Origin of the sequence: Formosimonas limnophila (assembly GCF_014652675.1) — a bacterium.
Classification (GTDB): Bacteria; Pseudomonadota; Gammaproteobacteria; order Burkholderiales; family Burkholderiaceae; genus Hydromonas; species Hydromonas limnophila.
Map to the genome: position 1 here is coordinate 163591 of NZ_BMZG01000005.1, position 15582 is coordinate 179172.

The following is a 15582-nucleotide window of genomic DNA, read 5'->3' on the forward strand; positions in this document are numbered from 1 at the left end:
GAACGCACGTAACGCGTGCAACTCAGGCGGCACCACCACTCAGCCAAGCAACGCAGGCCACACAGCCTGTGGTGCAACGCCATAAAGCAGCCCAATCAGGATGATGGTTACGCCGGAGGTTCTGAGAAATAGAGGAATAGTGAACGTCATTCGACCTCAACCTATTTTTTGGTGGAAGGTTTTTTAGCGACGGTCTTTTGGGCCACGGTCTTTTTCACTGGGACGTCATCTGCAACATCTGTCTTAGCGGTTTTTCTCGACTTGGTCGCTGGCTCAGCTTTCGGTGCTTTGGCTTCAAATTCAAAACCTGTTTTGCCGTTGTTGTTCACCAAATACGCTTTAAACATACGTCCTGTACGCGCGGATTTAAAACTCGTGAGTAAGTCCGTGCGACCTGTGGTAAGCAGCTTGGCCATTTGTTCAGGCGACACCTCTTGCTGCAAAATCACTTTGCCGGAACGAAAATCACAGTTTTTGGTCAAGCCCGTCGCATTTTCACAAATGTAAGAAACGCCGTTGTCATAAACTTTACCACCGCATTTGATGCATAGGCCAATCGGCGTCTGCCCCGTGAAATCGACTTCTTCGTCGTCATCGTTCGATTGACCGAAATCAAACTCCATTTTGTAACGAGCGGGCGATTCTTTGTCCTCAACAATGCGTAAAATCGCGGCGAACGGCAAACCACGTTTGCTTCTAAATCCAGTGAGCAGTGGTGTTTCGCGGGTTTTGAGCAAATCTTCGACTTCGGGCAACTCAAACGTGCGACCGCCAGGGGTTTTGCTGATCGAGAACTCACACTTTGCACAAGCAAAACGGCGGTAGTTTTCCTTCATCACACTGCCACAGTTCGGGCATGGTGTTTTGAGTGTCGCATAATCACCAGGGATAGTGTCGGCATTGTATTCCTTGGCACGTTTGACGATGATTTGTGTCATTTGCGCAATGTCACGCATGAACGCATCGCGTTTTAGCTCGCCACGCTCCATTTGAGCCAGTTTGGTTTCCCAGTGCCCAGTGAGTTCGGGAGACGTCAATTCCTCGACACCCAAACCGCGCAATAAAGTCAACAGCTGGAACGCCTTGGCCGTGGGAATCAACTCGCGACCTTCACGCACGATGTATTTCTCACCCAGTAAGCCCTCAATAATCGTCGCACGCGTCGCGGGCGTACCAAGACCTTTACCACTCATGGCTTCTTTGAGCTCATCATCGAGCAACTTACCCGCACCCTCCATCGCCGAGAGCAACGTGGCTTCAGAATAACGCGCAGGCGGGCGCGTCGCCAAGCACACAGGATCGACATGATCTGTTTTAACCTTTTCATCCTCAGCAACAGCCACCAAGGTGTCATCATCTTTTGACTCATCACGACCATAGATGGCAAGCCACGACGGATTGGTCAACACGCGACCTTCGGTTTTGAAATGATGGCCTTTGACTGTGGTCACACGCGTGGTGACGAGAAACTCTGCAGGCGGGTAAAACACGGACAAAAATCGTTTGACCACAAGATCGTAGAGTTTTTGCTCAGGTTCAGATAGATTTTTTGGCTTCTCTAACGTCGGGATAATCGCAAAGTGATCAGAGATTTTAGAATTGTCAAAAATTCGCTTGTTCGGTTTGACCCAGCCATTTTTTTCAATCGGCTGGACATGGCGTGTGTAGTTGTTTTGTTCTTTGAGCTGCGTCAATGTTTGTTTGACTGTATTAATATAGTCTTCGGGCAGCGCACGCGCATCGGTACGTGGGTAAGTCAGCACTTTGTGCTTTTCATACAGCGCTTGTGCCAAGCCAAGCGTGTTTTTCGCACTGAACCCAAAGCGGGCATTCGCCTCACGCTGCAAACTGGTCAAATCAAATAAGGCAGGCGACATTTGGGTTGCGGGCTTTGTTTCCTCAGTGACAACACCACTTTGACCTTCGCAGGCGATGACCACAGTGTCGGCAGAAATCTTGCTCCACAGACGGTTGTCTTTGCGCTCAGGGTCTTCCGCGTTTTCTTTCGCATCTTTTTTAAACTTCGGGTCGAACCAGCGGCCTTTGTACACGCCTTGTGCGCAAACGAATTCGGCATGCACTTCCCAGTAATCACGAGACTTAAAAGCGCGAATCGCTTCCTCTCGCTCCACCACGACCGTCAGTGTCGGCGTCTGCACACGCCCGACCGTGGTCAAAAAGAACCCACCGTCTTTCGAATTAAACGCCGTCATCGCACGCGTGCCATTAATCCCCACCAGCCAATCAGCCTCCGAGCGCGAACGCGCCGCATCGGCAAGGTTAAGCATCTGCTCATCCGTTCGCAAATGAGCCAAGCCATCTCGAATCGCCGTGGGCGTCATACTCTGCAACCACAGCCGTGTTGAAGGTTGTTTCGCTTTCGTGTACTGCATGATGTAACGGAAAATCAGTTCACCCTCGCGCCCCGCGTCACAGGCATTGATGATGCTTGACACATCTTTGCGTTTGAGTAGTTTTGTTAAGGTTTTGAGTTTCGACTCTGATTTGGCAATCGGGCGCAAATCAAAATGCGGCGGAATATGCGGCAAATGGGTGAAGCTCCATTTACCCCGCTTAATGTCATACTCCTCTGGCACCACCAATTCCAACAAATGACCGACCGCCGCCGCAACCACATACTCGTCGTTTTCATGGAAATCGTCTTTTTTGGTACAGCCACCAATCGCTTTGGCGATGTCATTCGCTACCGAGGGTTTCTCAGCAATGATGAGGATTTTGCTCATTTTTAACCTATTATAGTGTGTGTATATGCGACAACCAATCTACAGATGTTTTTCTGTCCCCGAAATTTCGGCTCATGATACGCGCAAGATTGCGCTGTTTGCAAGCCTTGTGTCGTTTTTGTTATTTTTTTGTTTGCAACAGACATAAAAAAATCCCAGTCTGAACGACTGGGATTTTTCGCTATGGCGTGTTAATACTACCAATAAATTGTTACATGTGTGTATGAAGCGCACACAAACCCAATACAAGCAAATAAAACCAGTCCTCCCCAAACAACGCGGCAACGTAAGTTTAAGCAACCTGCAAGTGCTCAATGCTATATTGTACGTCACCGAACACGGTTGCAAGAGGCGCGGACTGCCTAAGCACTTTGGTAACTGGCACACTATCTACACCCGAATGAGCCGCTGGTCAAAGTCTGATGCGCTCACCAAAGTGTTTGAGCACTTGCAGAAAGAACAATTGCTGCGCATCCTATACAGTACCATCCCGATGGCACTGGTGCTTTAAAAAACGGCATACAAGCCATAGGTAAATCACGGGCAGGCTGGACTACAAAAATACGCATGTTCGACCGAAAAGTTTATGCACGCAAAAATGAAATCGAGCGTTTGTTCTGAAGGTTAAAAGGCTTTCGTAGTATATCCTCTCGCTTTGATAAACTTGATGTTTTGTTTAGCGGCTTTATTCTTTTCGCACTTATCGTTGATTGCTTGAATAGTGTTAACACGCCCTAAAACTTGAACCATACACCAAAGCCCCTCAACCAAACCAGCCAAGCGTTGTCTGAGCCAACTGGTGCACAAACACTCACAAAGCACTTAAATGGATTCAAAAGCAAACACCAAAAGGGTTCTATAACGTTTGGTGTGGGTAGTTCATTTTTAGACGTCCACACAAGAAATAAATCATGTTCATGAAGTTCTTGATTTTTCGGAATCCTCTGGCACGTCGTTTTGCAAGTTGTATTTTAGAATTGATGCCTTCAAGTATGCCATTAGAAATTCTGGTTTCAACAAACCGCACAATACCTGTTAAATGTCCACGTACCGTTTTAGCAAACACCATCAGAGGGCGGATGCGTTTGCGCTCAACTTCGGTACACCAATCAATTACAAATGAACGAGCCTCCTGTGCATCTGCCATATCCCACAAATCATTAAATAGCACTTTAAGGCGATAGGCTTCGCCGAGTGATGGATAGGCCTCTGTGAACATAGTGAGATTAGCTTCCTGCTTGCTCGACAAAGTGTCTCTATTTCGGACAAACGTATATTTATTACCTTTTAATTCACGATGCCAAGCACACTCGATTCTATAAACTTCCATCATGGCCTGATTCAACAACTTCACCACATGAAATCGATCAAATGTAATTTTGGCAGACCGAAATGTTTCGCTGACGCCAGCAATATATGAAGGTGACAAGTCCATACTTACTTCTGAAATTTGCGCCGTTGTTGCATCCTTAGTTTTTAATATCTCAGATACTCGTTGTACACTTTCTCGGTTTCGCTTCTCTGTGACGGCAACGACCCTACGCTGGTCTAAATCAACAGCTACCGCGATATAGTCCTGACCTCGCTTCGAGCTCGTCTCGTCAACACCTAATCGGGTAAGACTTTTGCAGCAATCGCCGCGCAATGCGCGTGAAACCCAATGATTAAATACGACCCATACTCTCGGGGCGTTTACACCAAGCAATTGCGCCACTCGGCTCACTGGCATTTCTGATTCTATCAACGACATCATGAATGCTTCTAACAGTAACGTAAAACCACTTCCTTCTCGCGCCCACGGAACAACAACCGTTTTTACTTTACCTGTGCTATCAAGTATCCGTGGAACCTTACACTCAATAATACAGCGATGTTGGAAGAAGTCTAAATGCTGCCAATGCCTAACCTCTGAGTCATAAACCGAGCAGCTTTGTCCGTTTGCATCTTCAAACTTTGAGCACTTGGCATAACCAATTCGAATCTTTAACTCTTGGCTGCCTTGCTGACCTGTAAAACTCAATTCCTCTACACGCCATGGTGCACCCAAGTTCAATGCCAGTTCAAGTAACTGCTCACTGTTCATGTGCTTTCTTCTCAAAATTAGCAGTTTAACCCACACCAAACGTTATAGAACCACCAAAAGAACAATTCACCAAGCCATTTAGGACTTACTCAACCTTGGCAAAGCTATTTCAAAATAAAAAACCTTCAAAAATCACCACACTTGAAGAGTCTCGCGGGGTCTAAACAGTTCGGACAGCACATCTTGAGCCTTGTAGTAAAACAACAAATAAATAGAAATTTTAAGTAATTATTTTACATTGACCCTTGATTTTATTGGGAAAAAAGCGCATCCTCTTGGGCGTGTAGGACACAATATTCGATCAACCACACAAGACAAGAAGACACATAATGAGAGACACAAAAATCGTGGCCACGCTCGGGCCTGCTTCATCTGATGAGCAAACTTTACGTGAAATGATTCGGGCGGGCGTGAATGTCGTGCGCATTAACTTTTCGCATGGCGCGGCACAAGACCACATTGACCGTGTGAATCTGGTGCGTCGCATTGCTGAAGAAGAAGGTGTGTATGTAGGTGTATTGGCCGATTTACAAGGGCCAAAAATCCGCATCGCGATGTTTGAGGAAAAAAGCGTGGTGTTGAGCAACGGTGCGGAGTTTGTGTTTGATACAGATTCTGCTACACCAGGTAATGTGCAGCGCGTTGGTTTGGATTATCCTGAATTAATTAAAGATGTCACTGGTGGTGATATATTGCTGCTGGATGACGGCAAAATCCGCATGAAGGTATTGTCAAAAAATGAATCGAGCTTGCGTTGCGTGGTTGAGCAAGGCGGTGTTTTGTCCAATCGAAAAGGCATTAATAAACTCGGTGGTGGGCTGTCTGCGGCGGCACTGACGAGCAAAGATATGACGGATATTTTGACCGCAGCCGCATTTGAGGCAGATTTTTTGGCAGTGTCTTTCCCAAAAAATGCCGCTGATATGTACATGGCGCGTGAGCTGATGCGCAATGCGGGTGGTACAAATGCTTTGATGATTGCCAAAATTGAGCGTGCGGAAGCCATTCCAAACCTTGAGGAAATTCTTGAGGCTTCTGACGGTATTATGGTCGCGCGAGGTGATTTGGCGGTTGAGGTGGGTGATGCGAAAGTGCCAGCATTACAGAAAAAAATGATTCGCATGGCGCGTGAAAAAAACAAGCTTTCCATCACGGCCACCCAAATGATGGAGTCCATGATTACCAGCCATGTCCCAACACGCGCAGAGGTGTCGGATGTGGCGAATGCGGTGCTCGACGGTACGGACGCTGTGATGCTCTCAGCGGAGACGGCGTCGGGTGCTTTCCCGATTGAGACTGTGCGCGTGATGGCGCAGGTCTGTGTGGAAGCAGCGTCATTTACCCCCATTAACCTTGACCAAGAGATGGTCAATCGCACCTTTGGTCGTATTGACCAGTCTGTGGCAATGGCGGCGATGTTCACCGCTTATCACTTCAATGCCAATGCGATTTTGTGCATGACCGAGTCTGGCTCGACCGCTTTGTGGATGTCTCGTTTTAACAGTGGCGTGCCGATTCTATGCATGAGCCGAAACATCCACACGCTGCGTCGTTTGAGTTTGTACCGCACGGTGTCGGTGGTGCCGATGCCGACAGAGGATATGACACGTGAGCACGCTATGGCAACGGCAGAGGCGTTGTTGATGAAGCGTGGTTTGCTCAAGCTGGGTGATTTGGTGGTGACTACCTCAGGTTCAACGATGGGCAAGATTGGTGGTTCTGATACCATGCTGGTGCGTCGCATCGGTTCGTGATGGTTTGATGGTGATTGAACAAAAACGGCATTGGGCTTTGGCTCAATGCCGTTTTTGTTTGTGTGGTGTTTATCGGGAGTTGCTGTTGTTGTCGTGTAATTGTCATGACTTGGTCATGACTGTGTCACATTCGTTCCCTATACTTTTTGCATCAAGTGCCAATGTGGTCTCTGAGTGTTCATCGAAAGGAGAAGTGCTTTGAGGATTTTGTATGGGGTTCAGACAACAGGTAATGGACACATCAGTCGTTCGCGTTTGATGGTGTCAGCATTAAAAGTGCAAGGGCATTCTGTGACCACTTTGTTCAGTGGTTTGGGTTGTCCCAAATTTTGGGATTATTCGGTGTTTGAGCCGTTTTCCCAAGCACATGGACTGACCTTTATGACATCTAATGGGCAAATTGATTATGGTCAAACCATACGTTACGCAAAACCTCGTGTGTTATTCAATGACATAAAGGCCCTAGATGTGAGCCAATACGATGTGGTGATTTCCGATTTTGAGCCCATTACAGCATGGGCGGCGCATCGCCAAAAAATCCCCAGTGTCGGTATTTCGCACCAAGAGGCTTTTCGCTACGAGATCCCTAAACGAAGCGGCCAAGTATCCGCACGCGCCATCATGCGTTATTACGCGCCGACCAAGCACTCTATTGGTTTGCACTGGCATCATTTTAACCAACCGATTTTGCCGCCGATTATTGACACCACGCTTGAAGTATCTGAGCTGGATGCGTCAATGATTTTGGTGTATCTGCCTTTCGAGAGTCGTGAGGTGGTGGTGGGGCTTCTTCGGCGTTTTGATCGACATGTTTTTCGTGTCTATTGTGATGTGGCTGAGATACAGCATATTGACAATATTTAGCTTTGCCCCTTTCATCGAGGTAACTTCTTGAGTGATTTGCGCTCTTGTTCTGGTGTGATTTGTCAGGCAGGCTTTGAGTTGCCCAGTGAGGCGTTGCATCTTGGCAAAAAACTGTTGGTCAAGCCACTGCACCGTCAATATGAGCAATTGTCCAACGCGACAGGGTTGGTGCAGCAAAAGCTGGGATGGTCCATGGAGCATTTGGATGCAGGCGCCATCAATAGCTTTTTGTCAGCCGATTCGATTGAGCCGATGCGCTATCCGAATGTGGCGCAGGTGATTGCACAGTGGATTGGGCGGGCAGACTTGGCTGCACCGCAAGCGCATTTGCCTTTGGTCAACCAGTTATGGGAGGATTATGAACACGTATGATTTGCCAAAAGAATGGCTCTTCAACCATTCACCAGAGCCACAAGACGATGAGGCGGCTCTCAAGGTGCGCACAGTATTCATCTCGGACATCCATTTGGGGACAAAAGGTTGTCAGGCGGCGGTGTTGTTGGATTTTTTGAAGGATTGTGATGCGCAGATGTACTATCTGATCGATGACATTGTTGATGGTTGGCGTCTGAAACGGTCGTGGTACTGGCCGCGCTTACACAATGATGTGGTGCAAAAACTCCTCCGCAAAGCCCGAAAAGGCGCGCAAGTGTATTATGTTCCGGGCAATCACGATGAGTTTTTACGCGCTTATGATGGTTTGGCTTTTGGTGATATTGAGGTTCGACAGGAAATGATTCACTTAACCGCCGATGGCCGAAGGCTACTGGTGCTCCATGGTGACCAATACGATAATGTGGTGTTGTATTCAAAATGGCTGGCTTTTCTTGGAGACAAAGCATATGAGTTATTGCTGCGTTTAAATCGCCCCATTAATCGAATACGTGGTTGGTTTGGTTTGTCACACTGGTCTTTGTCGGCATATCTGAAGCTCAAGGTCAAAAATGCGGTCAGCTATATTTCTTGTTTTGAGCAAGTCGTGGCCAATGATGCCAAAGACAAAGGCGTTGATGGTGTGGTGTGTGGCCATATTCACCATGCTGAAATCAGAGACATTGATGGCATCATCTACTACAACGATGGTGATTGGGTCGAGAGCTGCACGGCACTCGTGGAACACTTTGACGGCTCGATGGAAATTATTCGTTGGTTAGATGTGTACAATCAACGAATTAAAAAGGCTTTAAAGGGCGAGATGAGTGTGACGCAAACCGTGCGTGAGGCATCTGTGGTTTGATGGTTTGCAGTGTTGGTGAGTCGTATTTTTGTGTGATGAGTGGCAAGCCTTGATGGCTTGCTTTTTTGTGGCTTTTTGCATGAAAGATCAAGACGACTTGATTGGATTGAGGTCTTCAGTTTCTACTTTTACAACAAACGATAACCGCATGATAAATAACAATAAAATTTTTATGTTTGTCTTTTGAAAATCATGTAAGTCATTGTCTTTATTGAAAAAAACAGCTCTTGCGCTTGACTTGTCTATATAGCTGCCGTAAAGTGGCGAAAAGTGTCAAAAAGTGGGTGTTTGTGGGCGTTTTGGTGTTGCTCTTTAACTCAAGCCGAGTTTTGAGCGCATTTTACACCAACTGGCATTTAAACTCCTTTATTTTGATTCAAAAGTCGTTTATTTCATAAAAGCCATCAACATGTACCAAGGTATTTCAGCATTGGCGTTGGATGCGAAAGGTCGGATGCTCATTCCGACCAAGTATCGTGACGCACTCGCCGTGCAGTGCGAAGGTCAGCTCACGCTGACTCGGCACCCCCACGGCTGTTTGCTGTTGTTGCCTCGGACCGTGTGGCATGAAATGCGCCGCGATATCATGGCTTGGCCGATGTCTGCGCGTGCTTGGCAGCGAATTTTTATGGGCAATGCAACCGACGTGGATGTTGATAGTGCGGGCCGAATTTTGGTATCGCCTGAGTTGCGGGCAGCCACTGGCTTGACCAAAGATGTTGTGCTGTTGGGGATTGGTTCTCATTTTGAGATTTGGGATGCCGCTGCGCACGCAGAGCAGGAAGCGGCTGCATTGGCGCAGGGCATGCCTGCTGCACTTGACGGCTTTAGTTTTTGATGAGCGCATCTGACGTTACCGAGGTGCATACACATGTGACAGTGATGTTGCACGAGGCTGTTGATGGTTTGAATATTCGCCCTGAAGGTGTTTATGTCGATGGAACGTTCGGTCGTGGTGGGCATGCTAGGCTAATTTTGTCTCGGTTGTATGATCGCGGTCAGCTGTGGGTGTTTGACAAAGATCCGCGTGCTGTAGCGGTGGCGAAGGCCTTGGCGGCTCAAGATGCCAGAGTACATGTGGTGCACGATAGCTTCACCAGTGTGTCGGAGCATTTGACGGCAGGCAGTGTGGATGGTGTTTTGCTGGATTTGGGCGTGAGTTCGCCGCAGATCGATGATGCACAGCGTGGGTTCAGCTTCCGATTTGACGGGCCACTCGATATGCGTATGGATGACACGCGTGGTGTGAGTGCTGCAGAGTGGTTGAGGACAGTTGATGAAAAGGAACTGGCGCGCGTGATCCGTGAGTATGGTGAAGAGCGTTATGCCAATGGTGTGGCACGAGCGATAGTGCAACGTCGTGCCATTGAGCCGTTTGAGCGTACGGCTGACTTGGCTAATGTTGTGGCTGGTGCGGTTCGTGGCTATGAGAAGGGTCAAAACCCAGCGACACGTACTTTTCAGGCGATACGAATTGCGGTCAATCGTGAATTAAGCGACGTGGCTGAGGTGCTGGAGGCAGCTTTATCGGTGCTCAAGCAGTTTGGTCGTCTGTCAGTGATTAGTTTTCACTCGTTAGAGGATCGATTGGTGAAGCAATTCATTGCTAAATATGCCAAACAAGATCCACGTTTGGCTAAATTGCCATTGCGTGAAGATCAACTACCCGTTCTCGCGCTCAAGGATTTGGGTAAACAAAAGCCCAGTCAAAATGAGGTAGAAACGAACCCACGTGCGCGTTCTGCAATGTTGCGTGTGGCGGAAAAAAGAATTTAAACAGTTTTTGTGCACTGATTTTTATCAAAGCATTTTTTATCTTTTATAAAAAGATGTTTTATGGACAGAGGTTTTCATGTTGGCTTGGCGTACCACTTTGTTGTTATTGGCTGCTGTCATTGCGTGTGCAATGGCTGTGGTCAACGTGCGCTATCAAAGTCGTAGCCTCAATTCAGAGCTTGAGAAAGTTCGCCAACAAGAGCAACAACTACAAGTGGAGTGGAGTACATGGCAGGTGCAGCAAGTTGCCGCTTCAAAAAATGATCGCATCGCCAATCTGGTCTCCAAGCAAGACATGCAGCGCGTCGATCCAAGTGTCACTTATTATATGACGCCTGCAACAGCTGCGCCATCTGGTCCATCGACTACAGGAGCGGCGCCATGAATCGAATGCGTCATCCTAATACAACAACGCCAGTGCCGAAGCTTGAGGCTTGGCGTTCTAGTTTTTTATTGGCTGCCATTATGTTGGCAATGGTGGTTTTGGCGCTTTGGGCTGTCTGGCTTCAACTCATCAATAATGATTTTTTGCAGGGCAAGGGCGAGGCGCGTTATTCACGATTGCTTGAGATATCTGCACCACGTGGAAAAATTTATGACCGCAATATGGTGATTTTGGCATCCAACATTCCCGCGCGCGCGATTTGGGTGATTCCCGAAGAAGCTCAGCAAATGAGTGCAGCGCAAGAGGCCAGTCTGGCCAGATTGCTCGACATCAGTCCTGCAGATATTCGTAAAAAAGTGAGTAAGGATGATAAGCGATTTGTTTATTTGCGTCGTCAGGTGTCGCAAGAAGTTGCTGATCAAATCAAGGCATTAAACATCAAAGGCTTGTACTCACAAAAAGAAGTGAAGCGTGATTATCCGCAAGGTGAGCTTTTTGCGCATTTAACGGGCTTTACCAACATCGAAGGCGTTGGTCAAGATGGTATGGAATTAGTCAAAGAAAAAACCATTGAAGGTGTTAAAGGCTCTCGCAAAGTTTTACGAGATCGCATCGGCAATGTGATTGAAGACGAAGGTATTGTTAAGCAAGCTGAGCCTGGTGAGGATGTCGTGCTTTCATTAGATGCACGGGTGCAGTACATCGTATTCAATGCTTTGCGTGATGTAGTGGATAACCAAAATGCAAAAAGTGCATCGGCTATGGTGGTTGATACACAGACGGGCGAAGTTCTGGCTTTGAGCAACTACCCCGCTTATGACCCTAATAAACGTTCGGCACTCACAGGTGATCAATTGCGTAATCGAGCGTTCACGGATTTGTTTGAGCCTGGCTCTACCTTAAAGCCTTTTGCTGTGGCACAAGCCATGGAGAGAAAGCTGGTGACGCCCTCTTCGATCATTGACGCACAAGGCGGCAAAATGACCATTGGCACGGCGACCATCAGCGACTCCCATGCCAATGGCGCTTTGACGGTAGAACAGGTTATTCAAAAATCATCGAATATCGGCACCAGCAAAATTGCGCTGAAAATAGACAAGTGCGACATGTGGAGCATGTTTGATAACTTGGGTTTTACCAAAGCTTATAAAGACATTCAATTCCCAGGCATAGTCCCAGGTCTGGTAAGGCCATGTAAAAGTTGGAAGCCCATTGAGCAAGCAACGATGTCTTATGGTCATGGCATTGCACTATCTTTGCTCCAGTTGACGCATGCCTACACTGCGTTTGCACGTGATGGAGAGATGGTTCCTTTGACTTTGATCAAACGAAGCAGTAATGAAGCGGTTGAGGGTACGCGGATATTTTCGCCAGAAACAGCCATTGCCATGCGCAAGATGATGGAAAAAGTCACCGAGCCTGGTGGAACGGCTTTAAAAGCGCAAGTGATCGGCTATCGTGTCGCTGGTAAGACAGGTACGGCCTACAAAGTAGAAGGTAATGGTTATAACAAAAGCAAATACGTCGCGTCTTTTGCAGGCTTAGCACCTGTTTCTCGCCCACGGATTGTGGTCGCTGTGATTGTCGATGAGCCGCCAAAGGGTAACCACTTTGGTGGGCAAATTGCAGCCCCTGTTTTTAGTCAAATTGTTTCTGAAACGTTGCGCACGCTATCGATAGCGCCTGATGCGCCCTATAAAACATCCATCAATACGGATAGTGTGACTGAGGAAGTCTTCTGATGAGTCGTGAGCAAAACCTAGCCCGTTTTCGAGAATTAGAGCGAACCAATGGCTTGCAGCCGAGCGAGCAGCAAAGTTGTGACGATGTGGTGACATGGTTACATCGGCAAGGCTTGACTGCAGAAGGCGGGCATCGCTTGTCGAGTGATTCTCGGGCATTGAGTGAAGGAGATGTGTTTGTTGCCTATGCGTTTGATGGACAACATGACGGTCGTGATCATCTGGCTTCGGCTTTGAGTAAAAATGTTGGCGCAGTTTTGTGGCAAGCTGGCCGAGAGATAAACACTGATGCGCCTCATCGTGTTCTAGAGCGATTGAACCAATACGCAGGGCATATTGCCCACAATTATTATCAAGCACCTTCTGATGCGATGGCTGTGATTGCCATCACAGGGACCAATGGCAAAACGTCTAGCGCACAATGGCTGGCTCAGTTACTCAACGCCAGTGGACAGCGTTGCGCGATTATGGGGACTCTTGGTGTTGGCTTTGTTGGCGCTATGAGAGAAACGGGTTTCACCACGCCCCAAGCGATAGAAGTACATGGGCTGTTGCACCAGCTTCGCGAAGAAAATGCTCAGGCTGTAGCCATGGAAGTCTCATCTCATGCTTTAGAGCAAGGTCGAGTCAATGGTGTGGATTTTAATGTAGCCCTGTTCACTAATTTATCTCGCGATCACCTTGATTACCACGGCGGTATGGATGAATATGAAGCGGCCAAAGCGAAGCTGTTTACTTGGCAAGGTTTGAAAGTCGCTGTCATCAATACGGATGATGAGGCTGGGATGCGTATGGCGCAAATCGCAAACGCAAATGACATTCGTGTGATTGGCTATGGTGTTGAGCCTGAGCCGATTGGTGTCTCTATGTATTTGCGCGCCACGGATATTAATCAGTCAGGAGCATGCACCACCTTTGTGGTTGGTGCTCGCGGCGAGCAGCATCATGTGCAAAGCCGTTTGGTCGGTCAATTCAACGTGATGAATTTGCTCGGTGTGCTGGGTGTGATGACAGCGATGGGGTATGGCTTAGAAGTGGTGGTGCCTCTGTGTGCGGATATTGAAGCGGCACCTGGAAGGATGCAGCGGTTTGGCGGTGAGGATACACCGTTGGTGGTGGTTGATTTTGCACACACGCCCGACGCTCTGGATAAAACTTTAGTGGCATTACAAGCAATTGCCAAACAACGGGCAGGTCGGTTGACCTGCGTGTTTGGTTGTGGTGGTGACAGAGATGCGGGTAAGCGACCGCAGATGGGGCGAATTGCGGCTGAGCGTTCGGATTGTGTTTGGGTCACCTCTGACAACCCTCGCACAGAAAATCCTGATGACATTCTCGCCCAGATTCGTGTCGGTGTTGATGAAGTCAAGCGTGCGAATTTGAGTGTTCACCAAGAAGTTGATAGGCGATTGGCCATCAATCAAGCAGTTAGCGAAGCATGCAATCAAGACGTTATTTTGATTGCGGGTAAAGGCCACGAGGCTTATCAAGACATCATGGGTGTGAAGCACCCTTATTCGGATTTAGAACAAGTCGCCGCGGCACTCGCTGCTCGCGCATCTTTGAGTGAGAAAGAGTGAACACCATGAATGCATTTATGTCTCATCTTGCGCAAGTGGCCACATGGGTTGATGGTCAGCTCGGCGATGCATCGCAAGGCGATGCGGTTTTTGAGCAAGTAAGTACCGACACGCGCACCTTGGGTGCAGGCGATTTATTCATTGCACTCAAAGGCGAGCGATTTGACGCACATGAGTTTTTAAACCAGTTGCAAAAAGGTCAAGTGGCCGCAGTGATTGCGGAGCGTGTGCCTACTGGATTTCAGTTGCCATATGTTTTGGTGAAGGACACACGCCTTGCATTACAGGATCTGGCCAAGCACTGGCGCACTCAATTCGATTTGCCGCTCGCTGTGATTACGGGTAGCAATGGCAAAACCACCGTTAAGGAAATGCTCGCTGCGATAACCCAAGCGGCATACCCAAATGCGTCGCTGGCCACGCGTGGTAATCTAAACAATGACATTGGTTTGCCTTTGACATTGTTGCAATTAACTGCGCAACACAAAGCCGCTGTAATTGAGCTGGGCATGAATCACGCAGGAGAAACTGCGCAACTCGCGCCCATCACCGCACCGAACGTGGTGGTGATTAACAATGCACAGCGCGAGCACCAAGAATTCATGCAAACCGTGACAGCCGTGGCACACGAGCATGCGGATGCGCTACTTGCTTTGCCTGATGGCGGAGCAGCAGTATTTCCAGCTGATGATGAGCATGCCTACATCTGGCGTGAGTTGGCTCAGTCACGAGGGCTGCAAGTGTTTGATTTTTCGCTGGATGAGGCATCGACTGCCCCATTCACGGCGAGGTTTGAGATGGGCATCCATGCCAGTACGGTTCAGCTGATTACTCCGATGGGGCAATGCACCACACAAATCAACATCCCTGGCATACACAACGTGCACAACGCGTTGGCTGCGTGTGCGGCCGCATGTGCAATGAACATAGGTTTAGACAAAATTGCCAAAGGCTTGGCGGACTTTGTCCCAGCCAAAGGACGTTTACAAACTTACTCTCTGGGTGGTGGCGTGACGTTGATTGACGATACGTACAATGCCAATCCTGATTCGGTTCGTGCAGCGATTGATGTACTTGCTGGCAGTATTGGCCGCAAGATATTGGTGTTGGGTGATATGGGCGAAGTAGGTGAGCAGGGTCAAGCGTTTCACGAAGAAATCGGCGCTTATGCACGCAGCTGCGGCATCCATGTTTTTCTTGCTGCGGGCGACCTGATGAAATTTGCTGTGGCAGCTTATGGACATGGCGCCTGGCACTTCCACGATGTGTTGGCGATTCCCTCTGTATTGGCCGATGAGCTGACTCGCGGCGCGGCCACGGTATTGGTCAAAGGTTCAAGATTCATGGGCATGGAGCGCGTGGTGCAGCCGCTACTCGATGTGACCAAACAAAAAACGGCTGTTTAAAAAAGGAAGAC

Annotated in this window: 10 protein-coding genes and 2 pseudogenes; 10 read left to right on the forward strand and 2 right to left on the reverse strand. The window is 48.3% G+C overall.

The annotated features are described in order from the left end of the window. Positions 1-161: 161 nt before the first annotated feature. The gene (locus tag IE082_RS06005; protein ID WP_189492968.1) at positions 162-2744 is read right to left on the reverse strand and encodes a DNA topoisomerase III; all 2583 of its coding nucleotides are present in this window, start codon (positions 2742-2744) and stop codon (positions 162-164) included. A gap of 223 nt (positions 2745-2967) precedes the next feature. Between IE082_RS06005 and IE082_RS06010 the strand changes: the two are divergent. Next, positions 2968-3482, forward strand: a pseudogene (locus tag IE082_RS06010) (transposase). A 118-nt stretch (positions 3483-3600) separates the two neighbouring features. On the opposite strand, the gene IE082_RS06015 reads toward IE082_RS06010, so the two are convergent. Next, the gene (locus IE082_RS06015; protein WP_189492970.1) at positions 3601-4827 is read right to left on the reverse strand and encodes an ISL3 family transposase; all 1227 of its coding nucleotides are present in this window, start codon (positions 4825-4827) and stop codon (positions 3601-3603) included. 326 nt (positions 4828-5153) lie between these two features. Here IE082_RS06015 and pyk point away from each other — a divergent pair, with 326 nt between their 5' ends. From pyk to IE082_RS06065, 9 genes and pseudogenes are all read left to right on the forward strand, one after another. Next, positions 5154-6581: a pyruvate kinase gene (gene pyk / locus IE082_RS06020; RefSeq protein WP_189493059.1), complete on the forward strand. Its 1428-nt coding sequence runs from the start codon at positions 5154-5156 to the stop codon at positions 6579-6581. A gap of 207 nt (positions 6582-6788) precedes the next feature. Beyond that, positions 6789-7817, forward strand: a pseudogene (locus IE082_RS11255) (MJ1255/VC2487 family glycosyltransferase). After that, complete coding sequence (locus IE082_RS06035; protein ID WP_189492976.1) at positions 7804-8682, forward strand: UDP-2,3-diacylglucosamine diphosphatase; 879 nt, start codon at positions 7804-7806, stop codon at positions 8680-8682. The pseudogene IE082_RS11255 and the gene IE082_RS06035 overlap by 14 nt, the downstream one beginning before the upstream one ends. A 409-nt stretch (positions 8683-9091) precedes the next feature. Then, a complete protein-coding gene (mraZ, locus tag IE082_RS06040; protein WP_189492978.1) occupies positions 9092-9520 on the forward strand; it encodes a division/cell wall cluster transcriptional repressor MraZ in 429 nt (142 codons plus the stop codon). Continuing rightward, a complete protein-coding gene (gene rsmH / locus IE082_RS06045; RefSeq protein WP_189492979.1) occupies positions 9520-10458 on the forward strand; it encodes a 16S rRNA (cytosine(1402)-N(4))-methyltransferase RsmH in 939 nt (312 codons plus the stop codon). Before mraZ ends, rsmH begins: the two co-directional genes overlap by 1 nt. 76 nt (positions 10459-10534) lie before the next feature. Next, entirely contained in the window at positions 10535-10843 is a 309-nt protein-coding gene (gene ftsL / locus IE082_RS06050; protein ID WP_189492982.1) for a cell division protein FtsL, read from the forward strand. After that, positions 10840-12585 (forward strand): peptidoglycan D,D-transpeptidase FtsI family protein, encoded by a 1746-nt coding sequence (locus IE082_RS06055; RefSeq protein WP_189492984.1) that lies wholly within the window; start codon positions 10840-10842, stop codon positions 12583-12585. The genes ftsL and IE082_RS06055 overlap by 4 nt, the downstream gene beginning before the upstream one ends. Continuing rightward, complete coding sequence (locus IE082_RS06060) at positions 12585-14165, forward strand: UDP-N-acetylmuramoyl-L-alanyl-D-glutamate--2,6-diaminopimelate ligase (protein ID WP_189492986.1); 1581 nt, start codon at positions 12585-12587, stop codon at positions 14163-14165. Before IE082_RS06055 ends, IE082_RS06060 begins: the two co-directional genes overlap by 1 nt. A 5-nt stretch (positions 14166-14170) precedes the next feature. Further along, on the forward strand, positions 14171-15571 hold the full coding sequence (locus IE082_RS06065) for a UDP-N-acetylmuramoyl-tripeptide--D-alanyl-D-alanine ligase (RefSeq protein ID WP_189492988.1): 1401 nt from the start codon (positions 14171-14173) through the stop codon (positions 15569-15571). Positions 15572-15582 lie beyond the last annotated feature (11 nt).